23 protein-coding genes and 1 pseudogene are annotated in these 26,213 nt (G+C 42.7%); 14 read left to right on the plus strand and 10 right to left on the minus strand.

What is annotated here, in order from left to right:
* Positions 1-86 precede the first annotated feature (86 nt).
* From mnmG to QH73_RS07780, 3 genes are all read left to right on the plus strand, one after another.
* On the plus strand, positions 87-2,009 hold the full coding sequence (gene mnmG, locus QH73_RS07770; RefSeq protein WP_039716873.1) for a tRNA uridine-5-carboxymethylaminomethyl(34) synthesis enzyme MnmG: 1,923 nt from the start codon (positions 87-89) through the stop codon (positions 2,007-2,009).
* Positions 2,010-2,024: 15 nt separating this feature from the next.
* A complete protein-coding gene (locus QH73_RS07775) occupies positions 2,025-2,630 on the plus strand; it encodes a TIGR04376 family protein (protein WP_132866803.1) in 606 nt (201 codons plus the stop codon).
* 315 nt (positions 2,631-2,945) lie between these two features.
* A complete protein-coding gene (locus QH73_RS07780; protein WP_039716871.1) occupies positions 2,946-3,263 on the plus strand; it encodes a hypothetical protein in 318 nt (105 codons plus the stop codon).
* 99 nt (positions 3,264-3,362) lie between these two features.
* On the opposite strand, the gene QH73_RS07785 is transcribed toward QH73_RS07780, so the two are convergent.
* Positions 3,363-3,608: a hypothetical protein gene (locus QH73_RS07785; RefSeq protein ID WP_039716870.1), complete on the minus strand. Its 246-nt coding sequence runs from the start codon at positions 3,606-3,608 to the stop codon at positions 3,363-3,365.
* A gap of 455 nt (positions 3,609-4,063) precedes the next feature.
* Between QH73_RS07785 and QH73_RS07790 the strand changes: the two genes are divergently transcribed.
* A complete protein-coding gene (locus tag QH73_RS07790) occupies positions 4,064-6,478 on the plus strand; it encodes an ATP-binding protein (protein ID WP_052290195.1) in 2,415 nt (804 codons plus the stop codon).
* Positions 6,479-6,562: 84 nt separating this feature from the next.
* On the opposite strand, the gene QH73_RS07795 is transcribed toward QH73_RS07790, so the two are convergent.
* The gene (locus QH73_RS07795; protein WP_201278045.1) at positions 6,563-7,822 is read right to left on the minus strand and encodes a glycerophosphodiester phosphodiesterase; all 1,260 of its coding nucleotides are present in this window, start codon (positions 7,820-7,822) and stop codon (positions 6,563-6,565) included.
* A gap of 450 nt (positions 7,823-8,272) precedes the next feature.
* Here QH73_RS07795 and ligA point away from each other — a divergent pair, with 450 nt between their 5' ends.
* The 5 genes and pseudogenes from ligA (at position 8,273) to QH73_RS07820 (ending at position 13,882) form a co-directional block, all read left to right on the plus strand.
* A complete protein-coding gene (gene ligA / locus QH73_RS07800) occupies positions 8,273-10,381 on the plus strand; it encodes an NAD-dependent DNA ligase LigA (protein ID WP_374189017.1) in 2,109 nt (702 codons plus the stop codon).
* Between the two features lie 257 nt (positions 10,382-10,638).
* Positions 10,639-10,854 carry a hypothetical protein gene (locus QH73_RS07805; protein WP_132866805.1) on the plus strand — a complete coding sequence of 72 codons (216 nt, stop codon included), beginning with the start codon at positions 10,639-10,641 and terminating at the stop codon, positions 10,852-10,854.
* A gap of 31 nt (positions 10,855-10,885) precedes the next feature.
* Positions 10,886-11,812 (plus strand): annotated as a pseudogene (locus tag QH73_RS07810) (LysR family transcriptional regulator); the annotation flags it as partial.
* Positions 11,813-12,014: 202 nt separating this feature from the next.
* Entirely contained in the window at positions 12,015-13,115 is a 1,101-nt protein-coding gene (locus QH73_RS07815; protein ID WP_039716867.1) for an anthranilate phosphoribosyltransferase family protein, read from the plus strand.
* Positions 13,116-13,270: 155 nt separating this feature from the next.
* A complete protein-coding gene (locus QH73_RS07820; protein ID WP_039716866.1) occupies positions 13,271-13,882 on the plus strand; it encodes a hypothetical protein in 612 nt (203 codons plus the stop codon).
* A 22-nt stretch (positions 13,883-13,904) separates the two neighbouring features.
* Here the strand turns inward: QH73_RS07820 and QH73_RS07825 are convergent, their stop codons facing one another.
* Positions 13,905-14,741 carry a carbonic anhydrase gene (locus tag QH73_RS07825; protein ID WP_039716865.1) on the minus strand — a complete coding sequence of 279 codons (837 nt, stop codon included), beginning with the start codon at positions 14,739-14,741 and terminating at the stop codon, positions 13,905-13,907.
* A 6-nt stretch (positions 14,742-14,747) separates the two neighbouring features.
* Between QH73_RS07825 and QH73_RS28695 the strand changes: the two genes are divergently transcribed.
* Complete coding sequence (locus tag QH73_RS28695) at positions 14,748-14,876, plus strand: hypothetical protein (RefSeq protein WP_286194072.1); 129 nt, start codon at positions 14,748-14,750, stop codon at positions 14,874-14,876.
* A 125-nt stretch (positions 14,877-15,001) separates the two neighbouring features.
* Here QH73_RS28695 and panD read toward each other — a convergent pair whose 3' ends face one another.
* The 4 genes from panD to QH73_RS07845 all read right to left on the minus strand — a co-directional run bounded on the left by panD (position 15,002) and on the right by QH73_RS07845 (position 16,995).
* Entirely contained in the window at positions 15,002-15,388 is a 387-nt protein-coding gene (gene panD / locus QH73_RS07830; RefSeq protein WP_039716864.1) for an aspartate 1-decarboxylase, read from the minus strand.
* Between the two features lie 58 nt (positions 15,389-15,446).
* Positions 15,447-15,989 carry an inorganic diphosphatase gene (locus QH73_RS07835; RefSeq protein WP_039716863.1) on the minus strand — a complete coding sequence of 181 codons (543 nt, stop codon included), beginning with the start codon at positions 15,987-15,989 and terminating at the stop codon, positions 15,447-15,449.
* Between the two features lie 181 nt (positions 15,990-16,170).
* A complete protein-coding gene (locus QH73_RS07840) occupies positions 16,171-16,359 on the minus strand; it encodes a TLTLP motif-containing protein (protein WP_132866807.1) in 189 nt (62 codons plus the stop codon).
* Positions 16,360-16,500: 141 nt separating this feature from the next.
* On the minus strand, positions 16,501-16,995 hold the full coding sequence (locus QH73_RS07845; RefSeq protein ID WP_309476461.1) for a MarR family winged helix-turn-helix transcriptional regulator: 495 nt from the start codon (positions 16,993-16,995) through the stop codon (positions 16,501-16,503).
* A 127-nt stretch (positions 16,996-17,122) separates the two neighbouring features.
* Between QH73_RS07845 and QH73_RS07850 the strand changes: the two genes are divergently transcribed.
* Both QH73_RS07850 and QH73_RS07855 read left to right on the plus strand, forming a co-directional pair.
* Positions 17,123-17,362 carry a hypothetical protein gene (locus QH73_RS07850; RefSeq protein WP_015154818.1) on the plus strand — a complete coding sequence of 80 codons (240 nt, stop codon included), beginning with the start codon at positions 17,123-17,125 and terminating at the stop codon, positions 17,360-17,362.
* A gap of 727 nt (positions 17,363-18,089) precedes the next feature.
* The gene (locus tag QH73_RS07855) at positions 18,090-19,346 is read left to right on the plus strand and encodes a glycoside hydrolase family 16 protein (RefSeq protein WP_165587639.1); all 1,257 of its coding nucleotides are present in this window, start codon (positions 18,090-18,092) and stop codon (positions 19,344-19,346) included.
* A gap of 126 nt (positions 19,347-19,472) precedes the next feature.
* On the opposite strand, the gene QH73_RS07860 is transcribed toward QH73_RS07855, so the two are convergent.
* On the minus strand, positions 19,473-20,240 hold the full coding sequence (locus tag QH73_RS07860) for a WecB/TagA/CpsF family glycosyltransferase (protein WP_039716861.1): 768 nt from the start codon (positions 20,238-20,240) through the stop codon (positions 19,473-19,475).
* Positions 20,241-21,398: 1,158 nt separating this feature from the next.
* Between QH73_RS07860 and QH73_RS07865 the strand changes: the two genes are divergently transcribed.
* Together QH73_RS07865 and QH73_RS07870 are read left to right on the plus strand one after the other, a co-directional pair.
* Positions 21,399-22,565 (plus strand): glycosyltransferase family 4 protein, encoded by a 1,167-nt coding sequence (locus tag QH73_RS07865; RefSeq protein WP_039716860.1) that lies wholly within the window; start codon positions 21,399-21,401, stop codon positions 22,563-22,565.
* 63 nt (positions 22,566-22,628) lie between these two features.
* On the plus strand, positions 22,629-23,795 hold the full coding sequence (locus tag QH73_RS07870; protein ID WP_039716859.1) for a glycosyltransferase family 4 protein: 1,167 nt from the start codon (positions 22,629-22,631) through the stop codon (positions 23,793-23,795).
* Here the strand turns inward: QH73_RS07870 and QH73_RS07875 are convergent.
* Entirely contained in the window at positions 23,788-24,762 is a 975-nt protein-coding gene (locus QH73_RS07875) for an RsmB/NOP family class I SAM-dependent RNA methyltransferase (protein ID WP_039716858.1), read from the minus strand. The two genes, QH73_RS07870 and QH73_RS07875, sit on opposite strands and share 8 nt — an antisense overlap.
* 181 nt (positions 24,763-24,943) lie before the next feature.
* A complete protein-coding gene (locus QH73_RS07880; protein ID WP_052290193.1) occupies positions 24,944-25,747 on the minus strand; it encodes a glycoside hydrolase family 16 protein in 804 nt (267 codons plus the stop codon).
* Between the last annotated feature and the right edge of the window lie 466 nt (positions 25,748-26,213).

The raw sequence follows: 26,213 nt of genomic DNA on the forward strand, positions 1-26,213 counted from the left end.
GTGTGAAGCGATCGCCAAAATTTCGGAGACGGTCGAAACGGTTACAATCGAGATTGGTAACTACTGCTTTCAAGTCAAGCAAGACCATGCGATCGCACACCTCCGTTCAATTTCTCGATGCCTATGATGTCGTTGTCGTCGGCGCAGGGCATTCTGGTTGTGAAGCTGCCCTAGCTGCGGCACGCCTGGGTTGTAAAACTTTGCTGCTGACGCTGAATCTCGATAAAATTGCTTGGCAACCTTGCAATCCCGCAGTCGGAGGTCCCGCTAAATCCCAACTCGTCCATGAAGTGGATGCTTTGGGTGGAGAAATTGGCAAAATGGCAGATCGCACGTATCTACAAAAGCGGATACTGAATGCTTCTAGAGGACCTGCTGTCTGGGCGCTACGGGCGCAGACAGATAAGCGGGAATATGCGGCTGTGATGAAGCGCATCGTAGAAAATCAGGAGAATTTGACGATCCGCGAAGGGATGGTGACGGATTTAGTCCTGGGTGCGAACGATGAAGTTATTGGGGTAGAAACTTACTTTGGCGTGGCGTTTGAGTGCAAAGCTGTTGTACTGACAACAGGGACGTTCCTCGGCGGGCGGATTTGGGTAGGTAATAAGTCTATGCCAGCTGGACGCGCCGGAGAATTTGCCGCAGAAGGATTGACGGATACTTTAAATAAGTTGGGTTTTGAAACTGGACGATTGAAGACAGGAACCCCCGCCAGAGTAGACAAGCGATCGGTAGACTATAGTAATTTAGAAATTCAGCCAGGGGATGAACAAGTCGGCTGGTTTAGTTTCGATCCTCAAGTGTGGGTAGAACGGGAACAAGTGCCTTGCTACCTGACTCGCACGACGGCAGAAACCCATAGAATTATTCGGGAAAACTTACACATGTCGCCCGTGTATGGCGGTTGGGTGGATGCGAAGGGACCTCGCTATTGTCCCAGTATTGAAGATAAGATCGTCCGGTTTGCCGATAAGGAAAGCCACCAAATCTTTATCGAACCGGAAGGGCGGGATATTCCCGAACTTTATATTCAAGGCTTTTCTACGGGACTACCAGAAGCGATTCAGTTACAAATGCTGCGATCGCTACCTGGTTTGGAAAACTGTGCTATGCTGCGTCCTGCATATGCGGTGGAATACGATTATTTACCCGCAACGCAGTGCTATCCCACATTGATGACAAAGAAAATTGAAGGCTTATTCTGTGCGGGACAAATTAACGGGACGACGGGTTACGAAGAAGCCGCCGCCCAAGGTTTTGTCGCCGGGGTAAATGCAGCGCGATTTGTCCGTCACCAAGAATTTATCGTATTTCCCCGCGAACAGAGTTATATCGGCACGTTAGTTGATGACTTGTGTACCAAAGACTTACGCGAACCATATCGGATGCTGACCAGTCGCTCGGAATATCGGTTATTGTTGCGATCGGATAATGCCGATCGCCGCTTGACTCCCATCGGTAGGGAAATCGGCTTAATTGACGATCGCCGTTGGGAATTGTTTACGCGCAAGCAAGCAAATATCGCCGCTGAAAAAGAACGGTTGCATACGACACGGCTGAAGGAACACGACGAGATCGGCATTGCGATCGCCACTGCAACTCAACAAGCAATTAAAGGTTCGATTACTTTAGCCGATCTGTTGCGTCGTCCTGGTTTCCACTACACCAATTTAGAAACTCACGGATTGGGCAATACTCATCTAAGTCTGGTAGAAAAAACAGCGGCGGAGATTGAAATTAAGTATTCTGGCTATTTACAACGCCAGCAAAATCAAATCGACCAAATCGCCCGTCAAGCAAATCGTCCCTTACCTCCAGATTTAGATTATGGGGCAATTGACACCCTCTCGAAAGAAGCGCGGGAAAAACTGGCTAAAGTCAGACCATTGACGATCGGACAAGCAGCGCGAATTGGTGGCGTAAACCCAGCGGATGTCAACGCACTGCTGATTTACTTGGAGGTGCGTTCTCGTCGTACCTCTACTGAGGTGACAGTATTAGCATAGACAGTAGGGTGGGCAATGCCCACTCTACATTTATTATTTGGAGTTCTCACAGTGGGTTTATTTGACGATTTCAGCCGTTTTTTAGAAAGCCGTTTAGAAGAATTCTTGCGGAACAATCCCCATCTAGAAATAGAAGCGCTATCGGAACAGTTGCGGCAACAAGAGGAAGATACTTTAAAGTTAATTGCAGAACTCCAGTTACAAGAAAAGCGATCGCAAGACGAAATTCTCACTACAGCACAAGAAATTCAAAAATGGCACATTCGGATTGAGAAAGCAAAAGCGGCTAATCGGCTTGACTTAGCAGAACCAGCACAGCAACGAGAAGCAGCGTTATTGCGCGAAGGAAATCAACGCTGGGGACAAATGCAAGGAATTAAGGAACGGATTAATCAAGCGAAAGAATTACTCAAAAAAGTGCAGCAACGCCGTCAGGAGGTACAAGCAAAAGCCGCGCAAGTGCAGGCTAATCGTACTACTCAGGCTTCTCAACGCTTTGATACGGCTGGCTGGAATCAAAGTCGCAGCTTCTCCAGCGGTGCAGACGATTTGGATGCAGCTTTTCGCCGTTGGGAAACTGACGATGAGTTGGAAAAGCTGAAGCGAAATATGGGTAAATGAGCAAGGCAAAAGTTAAAAGGCAAAAGTCAAAATATTGACAACAAGATTTTTCAGATTCGAGCGTTAAACTCGGTTACTGATGTGGTGAGAGTCAATGTCTCTTGCCCAACAGTAAACAAATTTTGAGGTGATATCTTTGACGTGCGATCGCGAAAGCATTTTGTCTTAAGAGCGGTCAAATGAATGGTAAAATAATGCCGTTTGGTAATTAACAGATGTATTATTGTCAAAGTCGTGGATTTTATCTTATTAACTTAAGCTGTCAAAATTTGGTTGCAAGCGAAGATGAGAATATAGTTAAAGAGTATTGTAAAAATGAAAACTAAAAAAAGATTCAATCAACAAGAATTTCAAAAAATCCTCTCTGGATTATTTTTTCTACTAGGAATTCACCTAGCTATTTTAACAGTATTAAAAGTTGCAGCATTTTTTATTAGTACGTTTAATACTCTGTTAGCTGCCAATACTATTTTAGTTGGTTTTTACATAGGGATATGGCAATTATTTTATGCGATTCCTATTATTCTGTGGTTAAAACGCACGCAACAATGGGGCAGAATGAAAGGAGTCATTATTGGTACTGTAGTTACATTTATGACAAATATTTCTATTTTTCTGAGTTTTTTAAACTGATAGAGACAGCGAGTAACAAGCCAAAGAGTGGTGTGTGGTACGTAGCTGAATTCTTAGTATCTAGTCACCAGCCACCAGCCACTAGTCACTAACAACTGATTACGATTTCGTTTCATCCAAAAAACGATCGCCACTATCCGATCCCGATCGATCGCTAGGATAGCCAGCACCAGCTAGTAGATCGTCAATAACTTTACCAAAAATGCTTTTATTGGAATTTGAGCCGATCGCTAAAAACAAGCCGCCTAATATATAAATAGGCAATGGTAAGGACAAGTGTTTCATCCAGTCGAATAACTGAGCGATCGCAAATAGGATAAAAAAGCAGGCGATCCAGATTCTCATCTTCACTTCCTCACAATTGTGGCTAGATAGAGGATAATCGATTTATCACATAAATGACAGCTTTTATAGCGATCGCGTCCAGAGTAGTAATATTTACTGAGTATAATGTCACGCAAAGACGCAGAGGCGCAAAGGAAACTTCACATCTTGGGGCGATCGCCAGATTCATTTAGCATTGTTCCATTTTGATTCAATAAATGTCATTTTTTATACAAAATATTGCAAAATCTTGACGTTATCAGAATTTTATCCATTACACGCCAAGAGAAATGATTACTTAATGTAATATTAACTAGTGTAATAAAATATATGTTAAGAAAACTACTGTTTCTATAATTATTATCAGTCTAGTTATCAACTGTAAATCTTAAGAAGAGTAAGTCAGCAATGCAATTGTGAATGAGGATCGCCACAGCGCGATCGCGGCTTCGATCCGGCAACCAGCCTAGAAACCTATGCGATTTCTGTATAAATTCCCTACCCAAGTCTTAGGTAAGACTTCTTTACAAAATCTACTTCTAACTGCTTTTGTGTTGCAAGTTATTGCAGTAGTAGGATTGGTAGGAAATCTTTCGTTTAAAAATGGACAAAGGGCTGTCAACGATCTTGCCGAACGATTGCAAACTCAGATTGCCGAACGCCTTTACTTACAGCTAAAAACTTATTTACAAACACCACATCTACTCAATCAAGTCAATCAAAACGTCATTGAAGAGAGTTTACCAAAAGCATCTTTAGATGAATTTGAAAGCTTATTGCTAAACCAAATGCAGTCGTTTGAGATCGTTCCCTATACAGCGTGGGGAAATCAGAAAGGAAAGTATGTCGGAATCGATCGCCTCAGGGATGGCAGGCTGCATATTGAAGTTGTCAACGATCCATCTCATCCTAAATATTATACATATACAGTCAACAGTCAAGGACAGCGCGGAAAACTCGTTCAAGTCACTCCATATTACGACCCAAGAACTCGCCCCTGGTATAAAGAAGCAGTTCAAAAGGGTAAAGCTGCGTGGAGTCCTGTTTATATTTGGTTCAATCAAAAAGAGATGGCGATCGATGCAGTCTTACCAGTTTACGACCAAAAACGAAATCTAATTGGAGTCTTAGATACTCCTTTAAAACTCTCAAGAATTAGCGATTATCTAAAATATATTCCCATCAGTAAATCGGGACAAATTTTTATCCTCGATCGCTCTGGTTTACTGGTAGCATCTTCAGACAGTTATCAACCATTCTCGATGGCGCCAGGAGGCAAATTGCAACGCCTCAAAGCATCAGAAAGTAAAAATCCATTGGTTCGATCTACGGCGCGATATTTAACTGCAAACTCAAACAAATTAACAAATACCGATCTCCCACAACGGCTAGCTTTTAACCAAGATCGCCAGCGATATTTTGTAGACATACATCCTTTTCGGGATAGTTGGGGGATTGATTGGCTGATAGTTGCGGTGATTCCAGAAGTTGATTTCATGGAGGATATCTACGCGACGACTCGGACAACAGTTCTGCTGTGTGTTCTGGCTTTACTCGTAGCAGTCATCATTGGAATTTTCACAACTCGATGGATTGCCAAACCAATTCAACGCTTAAACGCTAGTGCTAAACATATCGCCAACGGAGAATGGGATAAAACTGTAGAAGAACTCGGACGTTCGGATGAAATTGGGGAACTGGCTAAATCCTTCAACAGTATGGCGGTGGAATTGCAAAAGTCTTTTGCCGAGATGCAAGACTTGAACGCAGCGCTATCAGCCAGCGAACGGCAACTGCATCAATTTTTAGAAGCCGTACCCGTTGGCGTAATCGTTCACAATTCAACTAGTAAAATTTCTTATGCCAATCAGACAGCACAGCACCTACTCGGCAACATTATCTCAGATGCTACATCAGAGGAATTAGTAAAATTTTATCAGCTCTATCGCGGCGATCGCCCCTACCCGACTGAGGAATTACCAATGATGCGGGCATTAAAAGGCGAAACTGTTATTGTTGACGATTTGTCACTGCATCAAGATGGCAAAGTTCTTCACCTTGAAGTCCGTGCTACGCCAATTCGAGAGGATTGCGGCAATATTGCCTATGCTATCGTTGCCTTTACTGATATTAGCGATCGCCGACGAGCCGAGCAAGAAATCAGAGAATTAAATCAAAGCTTAGAACGCCGTGTTAGCGATCGTACAGCCGAACTTGAAGCCGTTAACAAAGAACTAGAAGCATTTTCTTATTCAGTCTCCCACGACCTGAGAGCGCCATTACGACAAATTGACGGCTTTAGTCAGATCTTACTCAGTCGTTACACAGACAAGCTAGACGATCGCGGTGAAAACTACCTTCAGCGCATTTGCGGTAACATTCAGCAGATGGGCGAACTCATAGATGGCTTGCTAGCTTTGTCGCGGGTGAATCGTAGCGAGTTGCAACGCACGGAAGTCAATTTGAGTCAATTAGCCACCGAAATCGCCGCCAAGCTTCAGGAAACGCAACCAGAAAGACAAATTGAATGGGCGATCGCGCCAGAAATAATTGTTAGTGGAGATGCTAGATTGTTGGGCGTGCTGCTAGAAAATTTGCTGAATAATGCCTGGAAATATACAGCGAATCAAACCCAACCTCGGATTGAATTTAATGTTTTACACCAAGAAAACGGTCAAGTCGTGTATTTTGTCCGCGACAACGGTGCGGGCTTTAATATGAATTATGCTGACAAACTCTTTGTAGCTTTTGGGCGCTTGCATTCACCTGCTGAATTTCCAGGTACGGGGATTGGACTAGCCACAGTTCAACGGGTCGTTCACCGTCATAGGGGACAAATTTGGGCGGAAGGAAAGGTGGGAGAAGGCGCAACTTTCTATTTCACACTTTAGAAATAGCCGTCAGGTTAAAACCTGCGGCTACACAGACAAAGTTCGCGCAGGCGAACTTATTTTACGTTCTTCCCGACTTCCGCATTACTCACAAGGGTATCCCCGTCGATTTCCCGTACCCCCAGGATTCCAAACGCGGCGATTTCTCCCTTGTTGGCTGTACTTCGGATTTTGCGTTCCACAGGCGATGCGGTTGCGGACGACAAAAGCGGTATCTGGGTTGTCGCTGAATAAGCCATCTACACCCAAGCGGTAAAATTGCTCGTATTCTGCTTCTGGGTTATTGGCGTAGTCGATCGCTAAAAAGAAAGATTCGTTGCGGAAAGTATAAGGATGGACGAGTAAACCTGCAGCGTGTGCGTCATCTATTAAAGATGTTGGTTCTGCTGCTAAGCGCCTGTCGGCTTCGCTAAGTTGTCCGTCACCGTTTACATCATCTGGCTTGCCATCTCCATTTTCATCCACAGATTCACTGGGAATAATTAATCTTTTAAAAGGTCCAATTCCATCGGCATATTCGGCAATTTTTGCTAGTTCTTTAGGAGATGTCAAATCGCCATAGGTACGCGAATCGCCGCTGACGACAAAATCATAGGGTTGGGCATCAGCTTCATCGAATAATTGTACCAGAGGTACATTAACTAATTTGTTTAGTTGCTTTAAATTTGCAGTTTCAAAAGATTGAATAAATACTGGATCGTCGGCATCATCTAAATTATTCTGTCTTAAGACTTTGGCTAGAGGTTCTTCTAAAGATAGATCGATATAATCGAAGTAAGTTGGATGTTTTGTTTCAGGATAAATTCCAATGACTCTTCCAGTTTCAATACTTTTGCGCTTAGCTAAGTCGATAACTTCTTGCAAAGTTGGTACTTCATAAAGTCCGTCAAATTGTGCCGAACCTGGACGCAATTCGGGTATGCGTTCTTTAGCTTTAAGAGTTTTAATTTCTGCTAGTGTAAAGTCTTCAGTAAACCATCCAGTAATTTCTGTACCGTCAATAGTTTTAGTCGTTTTGCGCTTGGCAAATTCAGGGCGATCGCTGACATCTGTTGTTCCGGTAATATCATTTTCATGCCGTGCAATCAGAACCCCATCCTTAGTAGAAACCAAATCCGGTTCGATATAGTCAGCACCCATGGCGATCGCTAACTCATAAGCTGCTAAAGTGTGTTCTGGACGATAACCGCTTGCACCTCTGTGTCCGATAACAATTGGCGGCTTACCTGTTAACGTATCAGCTTGCGATCGCTGTGCATCCACCCTATCTGCACCAACTAGTGCTGCAACTGCTGATGCTAGCACGATTAAGCGAGAAAGACGCAACATATTTTCACTCCTCATGACAAAGTGGTAATTGGTAGTTGGTAGTTGGTAGTTGGCTATTAATTCTTAGTAGAACTGGCTGGTAATTCAACTATTAAGTTAGCTATACCTCAGTGAATATACGGTTTTGAAATTAAGAACTGATTAACTGAGAATTAAATTATTTATTGTAAATAAGTCAACTACTTTTAGGAAATCAACACCTAAGAAATTGAGTGAAGATTTTCCTGTAGAGACAGTACATGTACCGTCTCTACAGGGGAAACGATTTCAAAATTTATCAATTCATCTAGAATTGCAACATCTGAATTTACTAGAAAAAACAATCAACATTTAGTGAGATTTTCCACAGTTTATTGCGTAAAATAGTACAAAAAAACTAACATCAGTCCTCCATAGAGGCGACGATATGGATTAAACTCAGTAACCTAGAAAAGAACGCTAAGTGCGATGTAGAAGGAGATGTTGGTGGAACAGCGAGTACGGGAATTGCAGCAGTTATTGCAAAACGCTAGCTATGCTTACTACGTCCTAGACAACCCGATAATGGAAGATTCGGTCTACGATCGCCTTTATCGAGAGTTACAGGAACTTGAAACCCAATATCCGCACTTAGTCACGCCCGATAGTCCAACACAACGGGTGGGAGAAAAACCCGCTACCCAATTCTCCTCAGTGCGTCATAACATCCCGCTTTACAGTCTGGAAAATGCCTTTAACATCGACGAATTGAAGGCTTGGGAACAACGCTGGCGGCGAAATGCTCCTGGTTTTGTGTTGAAAGCTTTGGAAAAGGACAAGGGGAACAAGGGAGACAAGGAAGCACAGGAGCAATTCAAAACTCAATATTCCCCGACTCCCAACTCCCAACTCCCGACTCCCCTGTATGTATGCGAACTCAAAATCGATGGTTCGGCGATCGCCTTAACTTATGAAAATGGATTACTCGCGCGCGGGGTGACTAGGGGTGATGGCGTGATGGGTGAAGATATTACCCAGAATGTCAAGACAATTCGTTCGATTCCTCTGCGGTTGCAGGTGGAAAATCCTCCCCCAAGGGTAGAAGTTAGGGGAGAGGCATTTTTACCCCTAGATGTATTCGAGCAAATCAATCAAGAGCGATCGCAAAAGGGCGAACCCCCATTTGCTAATCCTCGTAATGCGGCGGCGGGAACGTTGCGCCAACTCGATCCTCGCATTGTCGATAAACGGCGATTGGATTTCTTTGCTTATACGTTGCACGTTGCTGGTAGAGATGATGCGAGCGTGTATCAGACGCAGTGGGAAGCTTTAGAGTTATTACAGCAGATGGGGTTTAAGGTGAATCCCCATCGCCAGTTATGCCCTACAGTGCAGGAAGTTGCCGAATATTATCGCTATTGGGATACTGAAAGGTTGAACTTACCCTACATGACAGATGGGGCAGTGGTGAAGATAAATTCTTTATCCCTACAAGAGCAATTGGGATTTACGCAAAAGTTTCCCCGTTGGGCGATCGCCTTGAAGTATGCAGCAGAGGAAGCTCCTACCCGCGTCGAAGAGATTGCGGTGAACGTAGGGAGGACGGGGGCGCTGACTCCAATGGCAATTATGCGTCCGGTGCAGTTGGCAGGAACGACGGTTTCTCGCGCGACTTTACATAATAGCGATCGCGTGGCTCAGTTAGATATCCGCGTCGGCGATACGGCAATTGTCCGTAAGGCTGGGGAAATAATCCCTGAAGTCGTGCGGGTATTGCCAGAACTACGCCCCGCAGGAACCCAACCTTTTCAAATGCCTACCCACTGTCCGACATGCAGCCAACCCGTCATCAAAGAAGGGGCGGTTACGCGCTGCGTCAATGCTTCCTGTCCGTCAATTCTCAAGGGAGCCTTGGAACATTGGGTAAGTCGAGATGCTTTAGATATTAATGGCATGGGGGAAAAGCTAGTTCACCAATTAGTCGATCGCGGCGTGGTTGATTCTGTTGCCGATCTCTACAATCTGAATGCTGAAAAATTGATGCAGTTAGAACGCATGGGGCAGAAATCAGCCGAAAAATTGGTGCAGGCGATTGCTGCTTCTAAAACTAAACCTTGGTCGCGGGTATTATATGGTTTGGGTATTCGTCATGTAGGTAGTGTCAACGCCCAGGTTTTGACGCAAAAGTTTTTTACAGTCGAGCAGTTAGCAGCAGCAAAAACCACAGATATTGAATCAGTTTACGGAATTGGAGCAGAAATTGCTCATTCGGTCTACGATTGGTTCCGCATTCCGGCAAATCAGTCTTTAATTGCTCGACTGCAAGCAGCTGGTTTGCAGTTAGCTGGGGAAGCGGTTGAGGAGTCTCGACAAAACGATGCATCCTTACCACTAGCGGGTAAAACTTTTGTCATTACTGGGACTTTACCCACACTGAAGCGGGATGAGGCAAAAGAATTGATTCAAAAGGCTGGGGGTAAAGTGACAGATTCAGTCAGCAAGAAAACAGATTACCTCGTCGTTGGCGAAGAAGCTGGCTCTAAATTAGACAAGGCACAAAAACTAGGAATTTCTATACTGAGCGAAGCACAGTTGTTGGAAATGGCAAGCAGTTGACAGTTATCAGTTATCAGTTATCAGTGTATAGACGTTACATGTAACGTCTGTACAAAGCGATCGGTTATCAATGAAGACTGATGCGTAGCGAGTGGTTGAGAAGGACTCACAAAAAAATTAATGAATTTTTTCGTATTAATACTGAGGTTAGTTAAAAAAACTTGCCCTTCTAATAGTGAAGGTACAAAGTATAAAAACTAGACATCTTACTTGATACTTTGACTTTTAGAAAATGAATAGAAATAACACTTATTATTTTGGTTGCAGCTTTATGCAATATTTACATTGGCATACTTCTGCATTACAGTCAGTCCGATCGCACGCTAGCACCCAGTCATCCACCAATTGCCATTCTCAAACCAACAGCATCGCCCAAACGGAAAGTTGAACTCACGACTCAATCTCCAACGATGGCTGTTGAGCTGTATCAAGTTCTACTAAACCTGGAGCCGAGATCGGTTAATTTAGATTGATGCCTTAAATTGTAATTCAGGCTACATCATCATGCGGCTAGAACAGTTGCAAGCCTTTTTGGCGATCGCGGAATCAGGTAGCTTTCAGCAAGCAGCACGCAAATGTGGAGTTACCCAATCGACAATTAGCCGGCAAATTCAAGCCTTGGAAGCCGACTTAGAAGTGCAGCTATTTCATCGGACAGCGCAGGCTAAGCTGACTTTGGCAGGAGAGAGACTGTTACCCCGCGCCCGTAAGATTTGCCAGGAATGGCGCTACGTTACGGAAGAGCTAGCAGATTTGATGGCGGGGAAACAACCGGAACTGTGTGTTGCAGCAATCCATTCTTTGTGCGCCCACTATTTACCTCCAGTGCTACAACAATTCTGTCGCAATTATCCCGATGTCCAATTGCGCGTCACAGCGTTGGGGAGCGATCGCGCTTTAAAAGTCCTCAAGGATGGATTGGTAGATCTGGCGATCGTCATGAATAATCGTTTTTTGACGACCAGTCCCGAAATGGTGACGGAAGTGCTATACGATGAACCCATTGAGGTTTTGGTGGGAGCGAATCATCCATTGGCACAATACGAGCAGATTCCCTGGTTAGAACTCATCCGCTATCCTCAAGTTGTATTTAAAGACGGTTATGGAATGCAGCGTTTAGTACAAGAGCGTTTCGATCGCCTGGGTGCTACGCTCCAAGCCGTGCTGGAAGTGAATACTCTCGATGCCTTTCGCGGAGTAGCGCGACAAGGAGAACTGATCGCCCTATTGCCGCAGTCTGCCCTAGTAGAATCGCGTCTCGATCCTACTCTTGCCGTTCGTCCAATCGCTAACACTGACAACAATGGTTCTCTTGCACCAGGTTCTAGCTTATCGCGTCAAGTCGTCATGGTAACGAGTCAGGATCGACTCAGCATTCCACCGATTCAATATTTCTGGCAACTGGTGCGAGAACTCGTACCACCTAAATTGAGTGTAGGAGAAGAGGAGACGTGGGGAGACAAGGGAGACAAGGGAGAGGGGAGAGACAAGGAAGCTGAGGGAGCTGAGGGAGCTGAGGGAGCTGAGGGAGCAAGACAATTCACGCATTCAAAATTTTCCTACACCCCACACCCCACACCCTACACCCCACACCCCACACCCCACACCCCACAACCTATTCACTAATGAAGTCATGAGCAACGCATTTAGGGATTTACTGCGGAAGGTAGGAAGCGGTAATCATACAGGAGAGGATTTAACTCGCACGGAAGCAGCCGCAGCAACCCGAATGATGTTGTTGGGGGAAGCAACCCCTGTTCAGATTGGTGCATTTCTGATTGCCCACCGGATTAAACGTCCTACAGGGGCAGAACTGGCAGGCATGTTGGATGTTTACGACGAACTGGGACCAAAGCTAAAACCTATCGATAGCCCCCGTCCGGTGATGGTTTTGGGCATTCCCTACGATGGACGCGATCGCACCGCGCCGATTAGTCCTCTCACTGCCCTATTGCTAACGGCTGCGGGGCAACCTACGATTATGCATGGTAGCGATCGGATGCCGACTAAGTACGGCGTGCCACTTGTGGAGATCTGGCAAGGTTTAGGAGTCGATTGGACGCAACTTGGATTAGATCGAACTCAGCAAGTTTTTGAGACTACTGGTTTGGGATTTGTCTATTTACCACAGCATTTCCCTCCAGCTCAGAAAATATTTGAATATCGCGATCAGATTGGCAAGCGTCCGCCTTTTGCCACGATGGAATTAATGTGGTGTCCCTATGCCGGAGCCGCGCAGATTGTGACGGGATACGTCCATCCTCCCACAGAGCATATGTTTCAAGTTGCCTTGTCTTTACGCGGTACAAGCAACTTTACGACAGTCAAAGGATTAGAGGGTAGTTGCGACTTACCCCGCGAACGGACAAATATTATCGGTTTATCTACACCCGACACAACCGATGAATCGGGGTTAATTGCGATTGAACGTTTGCACCTTTCACCCCGCGATTATGGTTTTAGCAGCCACAACGTACCCTGCGATAGGACCGAACATTTAGTAGCAGATATGCGATCGGTCTTGCAAGGAAAACCCTCAGAAATGATGCAATCTGCGATTTGGAATGGCGGGTTTTATTTATGGCGGGCTGGGATTTGTCCCAATATTCAGGCGGGAATCGATCGCGCAGCAGCAATGTTTGCTAGTGGAGAAGTAGCGCAACAACTAACGCGAATTATTCAAGCAATTGAGTCAATTCAAACTCGCGATCGCTCCTACAGCAAACTTTTATAGTAGTTATTTGTCATTTGTGAGCAAGTAGGTGGGCAATGCCCACCTAACCATTATTTGTATTACGCAAATTTACTGTTGACCGAGAGATTTTTTCTTAAGTAGAGTAGACAGCGATCGCTTTACAGGTATCTACTTTTGTATAACTTCTCATCCATATGAAAAAGCCTCAAACAGTTGAAAGTTTGGAAAATCTCGGTCGCATTCGCTTGTCAAAGAACTTCTTTTTTAGAGATTTTTTATATAGCGAAGTTGCTAACTTCTACGGAAAATCAAATATTCCCGATAATCCCGATCTGGCTATTGAAGCAGGTAAACGTTTATGTGAAGAATTGCTCGAACCATTACAAGCAACTTTTGGTAGGATTACCATTCGGTCGGGTTACAGATCGAAAGAACTTAATCTATTCTGTAACGAGAAAGGACATAATTGCGGTAAGGACAATGCGGCTAGCCATACATGGGATGAGTTATACGAAGGCAAAATGGGAGCAATGACTTGTATAGTCGTAAATTGGTATTCAGATCGTTACGAACAAACTGGTGATTTTCGACCTCTAGCATGGTGGATTCACGACCATTTACCGTATTCCTCGATGTATTTTTTTCCTAAACTTTGTGCTTTTAATCTTGGTTGGTACGAACAACCATCAAGAAGAATTGATAGTTATATTTCACCTAAAGGTTGTCTGACTAAACCAGGGATGGATAATCATACAGGCGACTATAGTAAGTGGTATAAAGATTTTCCCAAATTAATATCTATATAAGGTGGGCAATGCCCACCCTACGTTATTTCCTACCATTAGATCCCCGATAAATCCGCTCTGCTTGTTCCGGTGGTAGCCATGATATAGATGAAGATCCTTGTAAACCTCCATTATCTGCACTACTAACAACTTCATAGTGCTGGCGATGGGGGAAATCGCAGGCGATGGGAGGAGGAGGAGCATTACTAACTGTAAACTCGCCTGCGACCGGTCCATCTAGAGGATCGTATTCGCCAAGTTGGGATTGAGGATGGACGTAGGAGTGGCTGTCTGGGTCATATGCCAAAACTTCCCCAGTTTCGAGGTGATAGATCCAACCGTAAATTTTCAGCTTCCCTTGATATAGTTTGGAGTGAACTACAGGATAGGTTCTGAGATTTTCGATCTGAGTTAAAACATTTTCCGCGATCGCAATTTCTAATAATTCTTCTGTGTTATAGGACTTATAGTTTTCCTTTACCAGTCGCCTAGTGGCTTCAGCATGTTTCAGCCAATCGTGAACTAACGGCATTTCTTCTTTCAGCGTGTCTAGATGCAGCAACCCTTTCATTGCGCCGCAATGGGAGTGTCCGCAGACCACAATTTGCTCGATTCCCAAGGCATGAATTGCATATTCTACCGCTGCGCCTTCGCCACCATTGGCTGCCCCATAGGGTGGGATAATATTTCCAGCGTTGCGGATGACAAATAATTCTCCAATGTCTGTTTGGGTAATCAAGTTAGGATCGACGCGCGAATCGGAACAACTGATAAATAAAACCCTCGGTTTTTGCCCGTGGGCAAGCTGTTCAAACAGTTCCGTGTGAGTTGAAAAGTAATTGGTCTTGAACTCCCGCAGCCCTTTAAGTAGTTTCTTCATAACTCCATGCCCTTGCTATTTCCCTGTTCGATCGCCTCACCGCAGCAGAACCGCGATCGCTCTAATTGGTGTAAATCTTCTGACTTTATGAGTCTACCGAAAGCATTATCAGAAAGAAAGTCATCTTATACATAAATCACAAAATATCTATGCGAATTTCACTAGGTAGACATCAAGAAATTTTATACTGAGTTGCGAAACAGCGAAGCAACTTTTTCACAACTTCACGCGATCGCGAGAGTCAAATAATTCTGCTAAAACTAGACTTGAGCTAATAATAAATCGTCGTAGCGGCGTACTTCTTGTAACTGATTGCGATCGCCTACCAAAACAACTTTAGGACAAAAGGCTTCGAGTTCTGCCGGAGTTAATTGAGCGTAGGTCATAATAATCACCCGATCGCCACTCACCCCCAATCTCGCTGCTGCACCGTTTAACTCAATTTTTCCAGAATTTGGAGGAGCAGCGATCGCATAAGTAATTAATCTTTCACCATTATTTACGTTGACGACTTGCACTTGTTCGTAGGGTAATATCCCAGCAGCATCTAACAAAGCGCGATCGATACTGATGCTACCCACGTAGTTAAGATTTGCCCCTGTTAAAGTGCAATTGTGGATTTTGGCGAGGAGAAATGTGCGTTGCATGGGTGAAAATTGGGTTACGTGTAGAGACGTTATATGTAACGTCTCTACATTTAGGAATTTAAACGGTTTCCGAGTCTGACTCGCGACCTTTTTCGCTACCAGCCTTAATACACTGTTCTACTAAGGGCATGACGCGATCGACATCTTGCCAACCGCGAATTTCCGTGACCTTCTTTTCTAAATTTTTATAGCTGCGGAAGAATTCGGCAATTTCGTCTAAACGGTGAGGCGCAATATCATTGAGAGATTTGATGTTTGCGTAACGCGGGTCTTTATCGGGGACGCAGAGAATTTTTTCATCGCGATCGCCACCATCGATCATTTCTAGCATCCCGATTGGTCTGGCGGCGATGATGCAGCCTGGAAAAGTTGGTTCGTCCATTAATACCATTCCATCCAGTGGATCGCCATCATCAGCTAAGGTATTAGGCACAAAACCGTAATCGTATGGATACTGCACTGAGGAATATAACACTCTATCTAAAGCAAAAGCTTGCAGATCCTTGTCGTATTCGTACTTATTTTTGCTGCCAGCAGCAATTTCAATCAAAACGTTAATTAAACCTGGCTTTGGTTGAGCCGGAATGCGGGATAAGTCCACAATAATTCTCCAAGATGACAGCTAATAGCGATCGATGCGCGATCGCTTCACCTGTAGCATTTTAGGCTAATATGGACGGCTTGGAACAGTGACCAGTGACCAGTGACCAGTTATCAGTGACCAGTAAACAAAAAATGTGAGTGTAGTAAGCAATTTAAAATTCTCTAGCCACTAGCCACTCTTAGTTATCAGTCCTTTGTAGCGAATAGGAAAGGGGCTGCTCTAGCTGCACGTCATTTGACGAGTAGTGAGCGATCGCCAGTAGAGGTACGATGAGCGTCAACACCGCGATCGCCGTTCCTACAATTTCTGCCAACCTATGGGGTGATTTCTCACCAGGGCTGACAGAATTACTACTACTTGATTCCATAAAAAATGTTCAAAACCTAGCTTTGGGAGAGTTCAAAGAACTTTATACGTCGATTAGGGCAAACTTATGCTCTATCTATTTCTATTCTAACTGCTCTCCCCAGAAAGACTGTTTGCTATTCAACAATCTCAAAACAAGGAACTAGGAACTGGGGATACTCCTACTCGCAGGGATATCTCTCGTTCCCAATCCCAGCTGTTTGCACATGCGTCCCAACTCTGTTAGCTCTGTTGGGGTGAGAACGCTCATTTCTTCAACGACAGCCGCAACGTGTGTCGGAAAAATCTCGCCAATCAGTTGTTTGCCTTTTTCCGTTAGATGTACCTTGATGCAACGGCGATCTCCGACTTCTCGTTCCCGTCTTACCAGCTGCCGCTTTTCTAAATTATCGATCACTAAAGTCATGTTACCACCGCTTTTGAGCAGTTTCTCGGCTAAATCTCGCTGATGGAGAGGTCCCAGGTGATAAAGTGCTTCTAGCACCCCAAACTGACTTACGGTCAAATCTACATCGATCAAATGACGGTGAATGCGATTCGATACCGATTCTGCCGCTCGAACTAACTTGACTAACGTATCTAAGGCGAGAACCTCCTGTTGTGTGCCGAGGTGTTTTGTACCCATTAATTGTTTCACATTAAATAATTCAATATTACCTTATTCAGAACAGCTCGACTTATCGAAAAATTCGCTATTGCATCTAGCCGCCAAGCAAGTAAGATAGTGGAGAAAAATCATTTATTAGAAAATTTAGCATCTATCTATGGATAGAAAAACAAAGCGTCTTACACTTCTGATTGTGTCCTGTAGCGCAGCCGGAGTGATTTTGGGGGGTACGTCCAGCTGGGCGGAAAGTAAACAGTGTTTGCAAGCTAACAATGTCACCAGCGACTGTTTGACTCAAAATTCTGTCATGAAAACTTTACAAGGCATGAGTACGGGATTAATTGCAGGTGCAGGTGCAGCGTTTGGCGCAGCATGGCAGTTAAGAAATGAAGATTGAGCGAGAGAGGCTAGGGTTGGTTCTCAGTTGAGCTACTAACCGTTAGCTACTCGCTAACTATGAGTTCATCTTTGTCAGTAATATTACTACATATAAGCACGTCGTGCGTATTTTTAGGTGCGATCGCAGATCTATTGCTACTATTAAAGGTTGATTTTTTATTGAGTTATTTGTTTTTGTTGCTACAAATTTGTAAGTAAAATTTTGATACGAGCTAGTTTTTTTAAAAGATTACGTAAATTTTGTATTGCAAAACACTACTTTATCAAAAGTTTTTAAAGAAACAATAAAATTTCATCTTACCTCTCAGTAAAAACTCTCTGTTCGCAATTTTCCGTGAAATCTCGATTGAGTCATAATAAAGAAATAGTTAAATTTGTATATAGATTGCTAACGCTAATAACGTTTAAATCATTCAAAAGTCTAGCTCAAACCAACAGGATTATTCAAACATATCTATCAATTTATAGGTAGATTATGTGGTAATCAATAGCCTTTTATTAATAGCTATTTGTACATTTATTGTTCTAATTTATGTGCTTGAGCAAATCGCCGTAGTTACGCAAGTATCTTCGTAAATTTGTCATGCCAGCTTCCCACAATTTAACTTCAGGCGAAATGACTGAAGTATAGGTTGGCTCGTGCAAATTTTTTCAGCAAATAACTTGTCTATCTGGAATTCATTTGAGATTCCATCATCAACCTAATTATTTATAGGACACATATTGTGAAGCAATATCCTCATCTTCTTAAATATACTAAAAAAATCCTGCAAGGATTGAGCCTAATAGCTGTACTGTGCAGTCCTAGTAGTGCCTTAGCCGACCCTGTTGGCGATGGTTGGGCGCTCGTGTTCAGCGATGATTTTAATGGTACGCAACTTGACAAAAAGAAATGGAGTACTTGTTATTGGTGGGGCAACACTGGCTGTACGAATGGCGGTAGTGGAGACGTGCAGTGGTATCAGCCAGATGATGTGTTTGTGAACAATGGGATTCTCCGTTTGAGAGCGCAAAAACGCAAAATGAATGGCTATGAATATACCTCTGGAATGGTGTCCTCGCACGATAAGTTTGCTTTTCAGTATGGTTATGCCGAAATGCGAGCAAAAATGCCTAACGGTCGGGGTTTTTGGACAACTTTCTGGCTAGCGTCTCAACGTAGAGCTTGGCCTCCAGAAATTGATATTGCTGAGTATTTAGGTAGCGAACCCAACAAAATGCATATGACCTACCACTATTCCACTCCAACTAGCAAGCACCTAAGCTCTCCTTGGGGACATACCGGAGTTGATTATTCTGCCGACTACCATACGTATGCTGTGGAGTGGAATCCGAAAGAAATCATTTGGTATATCGATGGTATAGAACGGCGGCGCTACACGGCTACAGAACATATTTCTGCGGAAGCAATGTATGTGATGGCAACATTTGCCCTTGGCAAGGCTTGGATTAATACCCCACCAGATGAGACAACTCCATTTCCCAGTTACTACAACGTCGATTACATCAAGGTGTGGCGACACAAAGATAGTCCCTCAACACGCGCAGTCACGCCGATAATTTCTGAAACTGAAGGGTTAAAAGTAGCAGCTAAATTCAACGTGGCTCATGTAACGTTTTTAGGGAACGCCAAAGCAGATGCTAAGTTAAGCAATCACATGGGAACGATGCTTGACTCGAATAAAGTCGATGATTCTGTCACTTATACAGTCAACGTACCAGAAGCCAGAACTTTTAATGTCAGAGTTGGAGTCAAACGATATCACAATAGAGGCAAATTTCAACTTTCGATTGGTGGTACTAATTGCGGCGATCCTCAAGACCTCTATGCTTCATCTTCTGATTATGTAGAGCTAGATTTAGGAAACATTACCTTCGATACGTCTGGCAACAAATCGTTTAAATTCACTGTAGTGGATAAAAACGCCCAAAGTAGCAGTTATAAGCTAGCGTTTGACTACATCAAATTGACTCCAAAATAATCGTAGAAGTGGTGAGTGAGAACTAGAAGAAATGTCTTTTGACTAAAGTTGTAAGCTACTTATAGAGGCGCGAAATATCGTGTCTCTATACAGCTTTCAACCAAATTCAATCAACTGCTAGTTACCTTACTTATAGGCTCGCTTCTCTCTGTGGGGAATTGTATATATGTTGAACTTTTGCTTAATAATTAACCAGAAGAAGGGTAGATCTTCTACCAAATATCTTTTCCACAATCTATGAGGTTCTAACAAAAGTCTATACAACCATTCAAAGCCTACTTCGCTCATCCATTTCGGCGCTCGCTTGACATTTCCTGCTTCAAAATCAATCGTTGCACCTATAGCCAAAAAAAAATCAATCTTAGGTAGCTTGTTTCGATACTGATAAATCCATTTTTCTTGTTTTGGCGCTCCCACTCCGATTGCTAATACTGTAGCTCCCGAGCGATTAATCATTTCAACTATTTCCGCGCATTCTAGTTCGTTACGGTCAAATCCCAAAGAGGGAGAATGAGCGGCAACTACTATATTTCTACCTATTTTTTTATTGATCTTTTCTTGTGCCTTAGCCGCAGTTTCTTTTTGTCCACCTAGTAAGAAAATCTTGATTTTTTCATTGTTTCTGTGATAGGCACAGAAGGCAGGAAAAAAATCTGAGCCAGAGAGTTTTTCTTTAATTGGCGTACCCAAAAATCGCGAGGCATAGACCAATATTTGACTATCACATAGTTTGTAATCAGCTATCTCGTAAGCTCGCAAAAACTCGCGATCGCATTGTAACTTCATCAGATGATCTACATTAGGCGTAAACACAACCCCTGACTTTAGCTGCCTCAGTAGTTCTTTGATACTTAAATTGTCAAAATCCAAGTTTAATAGATTAACTTTCCGCATTGATTTATTAGCTCCTCAATCGAGCCTTAAACTGAGACTGTCACTTAACGATCTACTGACCAGTTACACCAACTAGTTATAGCTGTATTTACCGACATTGCCATCCAAAACATATTGAGTAGCCAGTTTATTCCTCCTATCATTCCGGTAATCATGCCATGAAATTGCCATAGTATACTATTAGGTGTGCAATCTAGTTGTCAACCCTTGGAAAAACTTTATATTTGTTTATTTAATAACACCTCAAGAGATAACAATTTCATAGAAATATGTCGCAATGCAGTAGTTTATATGTAAGTTGGTGGTATTTACGAACGTTATCAGCTTTATTTTTACTGTACTGACGAGATAGAAGTATCAAAAGAAACAGTCTACTTTTTCTCAGCCTGAGATGCTTCAGGTACAAATTTCTAATGTCTGCTTACCATCTGAGCAGAGCGCGTTGTTCGTTGCATGTATCAGAATTGCAGTTGTACGTACTCGCTCTCACGTAAAGATTGCTGACCGACAATAGAATCGGACTTACAGTTAAAAAGGCTCCGCAGCAAGAATCGTAGCTGGGTCTTCAATTACTTAATTGTCCTTCAACTATATTTCAGTTTTATGCTAGCTACAGGTAGCGGATAATAGCGTCTTCCTCTCGACATAGCTAGATTGCAGTATTTTGCGTAAATATTGGCATTGCCAAATACTGGAATACATAATGTGGTCTAATGAATAAAAACTGAGGCAGCAATGATGAGGGAACTTTTTTTAACCAAAAAAGTCAACGAGCATCAGGCATTAATAGATAAGATAATGTCTGTTTCATCACTCAGTAGTTTGGATCGCTGCTAAGTTTGGCATGGAACGATTTTGAGACCAGCCATTCTGCTGAAAATTGTAAAATTCAATACATAAAGTGTTATAAGTTGGTTCTGGGGCTTGATGTTTGTTAGTATGTTCCCGAGTTAAACATCATAATAAGTGGAAATTATAGATTCTGACACTGTTGAGCAAATGCTCGATAGATTGTACGCGATCGCCACCTTAGCAAACGATGCACGCTGTAGTATCTGCTTTTACCGTTTAAACATCCGTTCGTACCAAATATAGTTGGTGGTTCTACGATTCAGCATTCAGACAATTTAAACCTTACAGCCACTTATATCTGAAGTCATGAAAATAGCTTACCTCACTACATATGATGTTCTAAATCAGGCAAAGTGGCCCAAGTACCAATCTGGTTTATGTGCAGCAGGCTATTTCCTAGCAAGGACTCTAGAAGCACAAAACGTACAACTCGATCTCGTGGGACCTTTAGAGGCAAAAAATACGCTATCGACTAGAGTAAAACGGCGAATATATACTTCTGTGCTGAAAAAGCAATACTATCACTGGACCGATCCTGCTGTTTTGCGCAATTATGCCAATCAAGCCATACAGAAAATGTCGCAATTCAATTCGGATGCAATCTTGTGTCCAGAAAATTCTCTGCCAATTTCATATCTTGAGTCCGATCTGCCGATAATTTTATGGTCTGATGCGACACTTTATTCACTGATAAACTTTTATCCTTATCTCAGTAATCTCTGCCGAGAAAACTTTCATAATATTACGGCAATGGAAAAAGCAGCACTCGATCGCTGTGAGATGATGATTTATACCTCTGACTGGGCGGCTCAAACTGCAATTGACGCTTACGGTGTCGAACCATCAAAAGTCAGAGTCATTCCTTGGGGTGCAAATATAGAATGCGATCGCAGCCTTGATGATGTGAATCATATCGTGGAAGCGAGGGATAACAAAACTTGCAAACTGCTATTTTTCGCCGTGGAATGGTTGCGTAAGGGTGGAGATGTAGCTTTAGCAGTAGCCAAAGCATTAAATGAGGCTGGTTTACCAACAGAATTAACTGTAGTAGGATGTCATCCACCTGAGTCGGAAACCTTACCGAATTACGTTAAAGTTATTGGCTATATTAATAAATCAACAGCAGATGGTCGAACTGCGCTCGATCGAATTTTAGCTGACTCGCATTTTCTGATCCTACCTACCCGCGCCGATTGCGCTCCTCATGTTTTAATTGAAGCTAACTCTTTTGGCGTTCCTTGTTTAACTACAAATGTAGGTGGAATTAAAACACTTGTTAACGATGATGTAAATGGAAAAGTCTTCGACCTAGATACAGATATATCCGAGTACTGCACTTACGTAACACATTTATTCGAGCATTACGAGCGGTATAAAGCATTAGCCAATTCTTCTTTTTACGAGTATGAAATTCGGCTCAACTGGACTGTGGCAGCCAAGGAAGCAAAAAAGTTAATTATGGATTTAATATAGCAAGTCTAGTTTTTTGAGCAAGTTCTGTTATAATTTGCTAGATTTTGCTGAACTTAACTAAATATGAACATAGCTTTTGTGACTCATTATGATATTTTCAACAGCAATAAGTGGCATCCAAAAGCAATCGGGTTTAGTGGCACGAGTTACTACAAAGCCCAATCACTCAAAGATCGGTTTCCCGATTTTGAATATATTGGTCCGTTAACAGAACGGCATTCTCTAGGGACTAAATTCAAAAGACGTTTGTATAGATATTTGTCTACCAAAGCTTATTACGATTGGGCTGCAATCGATTTGCAAAAGAATTACGCTCGACAAATTAATACCAAATTGTCAAATAGTAACTCTCAGTTAGTTGTTTGTCCAGATATTTCTACAATTGCCTATGTCGAATGCCAGCAGCCAATTGTTTTATGGACGACAAATACTTATGGAGCTTGCATTGATTTCTACGATGATTTTAGCAATCTTTGCCGAGAAACGATTGACGATCTCGTAACGCTCGATCGACTTGCCCTTAGTAAAGTGCAACTGGCGGTTTTTCCCTCTACTTGGGCGGCGGAAGCGGCAATAAATAGCTATCAAATCGATCGTAGTAAGATTGAGATCGTACCATATGGAGCCAACATAGAATGCGATCGCACGATTAATGACATTCAAAACCTAGTAGAAGCAAGAACAACAGAGCGATGTAAGTTATTGTTTCTCGGAGTCAGTTGGTATCGTAAAGGGGGAGATATAGCTTTAAAAGTTGCTAAAAAACTCAAACAACTAGGTATCGATGTTGAGTTAACAGTTGTTGGTTGTCAACCTATAACCGACGAACCATTACCAGATTACGTGGTTAATGTTGGGTTTATCAAAAAATCCGATCCAAAGGGTAGCGATCGCTTAAATCAATTAATTTCTGAGTCTCATTTTCTAATTTTACCATCTAGAGCCGAGACTTATGGAAATGTGCTTTGCGAAGCTAATTCATTTGGAGTTCCTTGTCTGACAACTAAAGTTGGCGGGATTCCTAGTATTATTCAAGATAATGTGAATGGAAAACTATTTGCCTTAGACGCTGACGTTAAAGACTATTGCGAGTACATAGCCCATTTATTTACTAACTATGCCCAATACAAACAACTAGCATATAGTTCATTTCACGAATATGAAACTCGTCTTAACTGGTCAGCAGCAGGAAAATCGATGCAAACCCTCATTACAGAAAAATTTAGTTAATAAATTTAGGGAAAATTTGCTGTTGTTGCAGCATCTCTAAATTTAATAGTTGTTTATTTAATGATGTTTGATTCATGTTTTCCTGATTTTGAAACAAGGCAGTGAAAGCTCCTGCCCCCATACCATCTTGAGGGAATAGACGATAACAAGGAATGGTGGTTAAATGAGATTTATAACGCGCTAAATGAGAAATTTCAACAGGCTGAAATTGCGGAAATCTAGCCAAAAACCACTCACACACTTGCTCGTTTTCTTCGATTGAATAAGTACAAGTCATGTAGGCGAGATAGCCTTGAGGAGCAACAACTTGAGCCGAGTTAGCAATAATTCTTTTTTGCCTGCTAGCGTTTTTATTAATTAAAGCCGGATGAAAACATCCTAATGCTTTATCACCTTTAGCTAACAAAGATTGTCCGGTACAAGGAGCATCAACAATTGCAAGACTACAAGTATGAGGTAGGCGCTGGCTCCACATCTGCGGATCGAGATTGGTGACAGCAGTAGGACTAATTTGACAACGTTTTAAATTAGAAATTAGCATTCCCAAACGCTTGCCAATAACTTCATTACTTATCAGTAATTCTGGCTGTAATGCTTTCCAAGCGAAAATTCCTTTTCCTCCTGGTGCAGCACACATATCCAAAATAGTTGCAATGGGTTGAGAGATAGCTAGCAAGGTTGAAGCAGCAAATACTGAGGAAAAATCTAAGCAATAGTAATAACCGTCCTCATGTAAAGGAAACTGTCCTGGTTTTTCACCAGGTGATACGCAATCTATAAAATCAGGTTGCCATGTAGTTGCAGTTGTTACTGTAAATGGTAAAGATTCAGGCTTTTGCCGACACCAAATAATGCAGGTAGGAAAAGATTGCGGCTGAGTTAAGGCTTGAATAAATTGCTCTTGTGCTGTTGAATCGTCAAATAAACGCCGACTGAGCTTAAGTAACAAATTTGAAGGCTTATCCACTCAAGGAAAATCAAAGCTCTGCGTTTTCTATTGTAGTGGGAATGGGAAGTCAGTTATCAGTTATCAGTTATCAGTTATCGGTTATCAGTTACCGATTACCACACCACGCACCACGACGCAGCTAACATCGGTGAAGACGCTTCACCGTTCGCTGCTTCACCACGCAATTACCAATGACAATCTAATTGCGTTGCCAAACCTTAATATGGTCGATTTCTAGATTGTTTGGTAAAGGCGTAGAGTTGTCGGGAGGGCTATTCGTCCACGCTTTGCCGAGAGCAAGAGTTGCTGTAACGTACATTGCTTCGTCGGGAATATTACCACTATTGGTATAACGTCGTCGTTCGACACCATCTACGTACCAAACCAGTTTATCTGCTTCCCATAACAAGCCATAGGTATGATAGCCGCCAGAAAAATCAATTCCACCCCACCAGCCAGATGATGATTCGTGAGCGCCACTACCGTTTTTATAGTGGATCGTCATGTGGACGTTGTTTGTATTAGAACCTACGAATTCGGCAACATCTATTTCTGGGGGCCAGTTTTTATTTTGTGACAACAACCATAATGTGGGCCAGAAGCCATTGCCTTTAGGCACTTTAGCGCGAAACTCCACGTAACCGTACTGAAAAGCAAACTTATCGTGAGATGCAATCATTCCAGAAGTGTAGTTTAAACCGTTAGACGGCTTTCGCTCTGCACGCAAACGTAAGATTCCACCTCCTACTGATACATTATTCGGGCTAAACCATTGCAAATCGCCAGCACCGCCATTCGTACAGCCATTGGGAGCCCAATAAAAACAGGGAGTCCACTTACCAGTATCTAATCCAGAACCGTTGAAGTCATCACTAAACTTGAGTTGCCAGTTACCAGCAGGAGGATCGGCTAGTGCTGCTGTGGGGCAACACGCCATCATCAAGGCACTAAAAACCAGCAAAACCTTATCCTTCCAGCTACGCAACCGAAGGTTTTGTTGCATGTAAATATTTCCTTTTAATTCAATTTCAAGAGGAGATAGCAGTTGTTGATGAGCTATTGAGTGCCGAACAAACAAAGAGCTATCTCTTGACGCACCGTATTAATAAACCATTTCGATCGGTGTAGAGTCAAGAAAAAATTTTTTTTTGTGCAGTATTTGTGCAGCTAAAACGGAGTATTATTTCTGGCAAACGAAAATACTAAGTAGGTGATTTAGCTTGCAACCCTTTCGTTATAGTAGTTGTATCGATCGCTTGGTTTACGAAACGAGTCGAAAATATAACTTTAAATATCTAAATTACAAAATAGCCAATTCGCGATGTATTGATATTATAAAAATTTACCAAACTCTGAATAAAGCAAAGATTACTGAATAACCAAATACCGATCTATTCTTTTGTAAAGTTTTTCTTATTAAATTGATAAAATATTTGTAATATATTGAAATTTTGATCGCATCTGTGGCT

This window comes from Scytonema millei VB511283 (assembly GCF_000817735.3).
Taxonomy (GTDB): domain Bacteria; phylum Cyanobacteriota; class Cyanobacteriia; order Cyanobacteriales; family Chroococcidiopsidaceae; genus Chroococcidiopsis; species Chroococcidiopsis millei_B.

What these genes read in the sequence shown, in the direction of transcription:
- mnmG (WP_039716873.1), top strand. Translation starts at nt 87, where the DNA reads ATGCGATCGCACACCTCCGTTCAATTTCTCGATGCCTATGATGTCGTT.
- QH73_RS07775 (WP_132866803.1), top strand. Translation starts at nt 2,025, where the DNA reads ATGCCCACTCTACATTTATTATTTGGAGTTCTCACAGTGGGTTTATTT.
- QH73_RS07780 (WP_039716871.1), top strand. Translation starts at nt 2,946, where the DNA reads ATGAAAACTAAAAAAAGATTCAATCAACAAGAATTTCAAAAAATCCTC.
- QH73_RS07785 (WP_039716870.1), bottom strand. Translation starts at nt 3,608, where the DNA reads ATGAGAATCTGGATCGCCTGCTTTTTTATCCTATTTGCGATCGCTCAG.
- QH73_RS07790 (WP_052290195.1), top strand. Translation starts at nt 4,064, where the DNA reads ATGCGATTTCTGTATAAATTCCCTACCCAAGTCTTAGGTAAGACTTCT.
- QH73_RS07795 (WP_201278045.1), bottom strand. Translation starts at nt 7,822, where the DNA reads ATGAGGAGTGAAAATATGTTGCGTCTTTCTCGCTTAATCGTGCTAGCA.
- QH73_RS07815 (WP_039716867.1), top strand. Translation starts at nt 12,015, where the DNA reads ATGAGCAACGCATTTAGGGATTTACTGCGGAAGGTAGGAAGCGGTAAT.
- QH73_RS07820 (WP_039716866.1), top strand. Translation starts at nt 13,271, where the DNA reads ATGAAAAAGCCTCAAACAGTTGAAAGTTTGGAAAATCTCGGTCGCATT.
- QH73_RS07825 (WP_039716865.1), bottom strand. Translation starts at nt 14,741, where the DNA reads ATGAAGAAACTACTTAAAGGGCTGCGGGAGTTCAAGACCAATTACTTT.
- QH73_RS28695 (WP_286194072.1), top strand. Translation starts at nt 14,748, where the DNA reads ATGCCCTTGCTATTTCCCTGTTCGATCGCCTCACCGCAGCAGAACCGC.
- panD (WP_039716864.1), bottom strand. Translation starts at nt 15,388, where the DNA reads ATGCAACGCACATTTCTCCTCGCCAAAATCCACAATTGCACTTTAACA.
- QH73_RS07840 (WP_132866807.1), bottom strand. Translation starts at nt 16,359, where the DNA reads ATGGAATCAAGTAGTAGTAATTCTGTCAGCCCTGGTGAGAAATCACCC.
- QH73_RS07850 (WP_015154818.1), top strand. Translation starts at nt 17,123, where the DNA reads ATGGATAGAAAAACAAAGCGTCTTACACTTCTGATTGTGTCCTGTAGC.
- QH73_RS07860 (WP_039716861.1), bottom strand. Translation starts at nt 20,240, where the DNA reads ATGCGGAAAGTTAATCTATTAAACTTGGATTTTGACAATTTAAGTATC.
- QH73_RS07865 (WP_039716860.1), top strand. Translation starts at nt 21,399, where the DNA reads ATGAAAATAGCTTACCTCACTACATATGATGTTCTAAATCAGGCAAAG.
- QH73_RS07870 (WP_039716859.1), top strand. Translation starts at nt 22,629, where the DNA reads ATGAACATAGCTTTTGTGACTCATTATGATATTTTCAACAGCAATAAG.
- QH73_RS07880 (WP_052290193.1), bottom strand. Translation starts at nt 25,747, where the DNA reads ATGCAACAAAACCTTCGGTTGCGTAGCTGGAAGGATAAGGTTTTGCTG.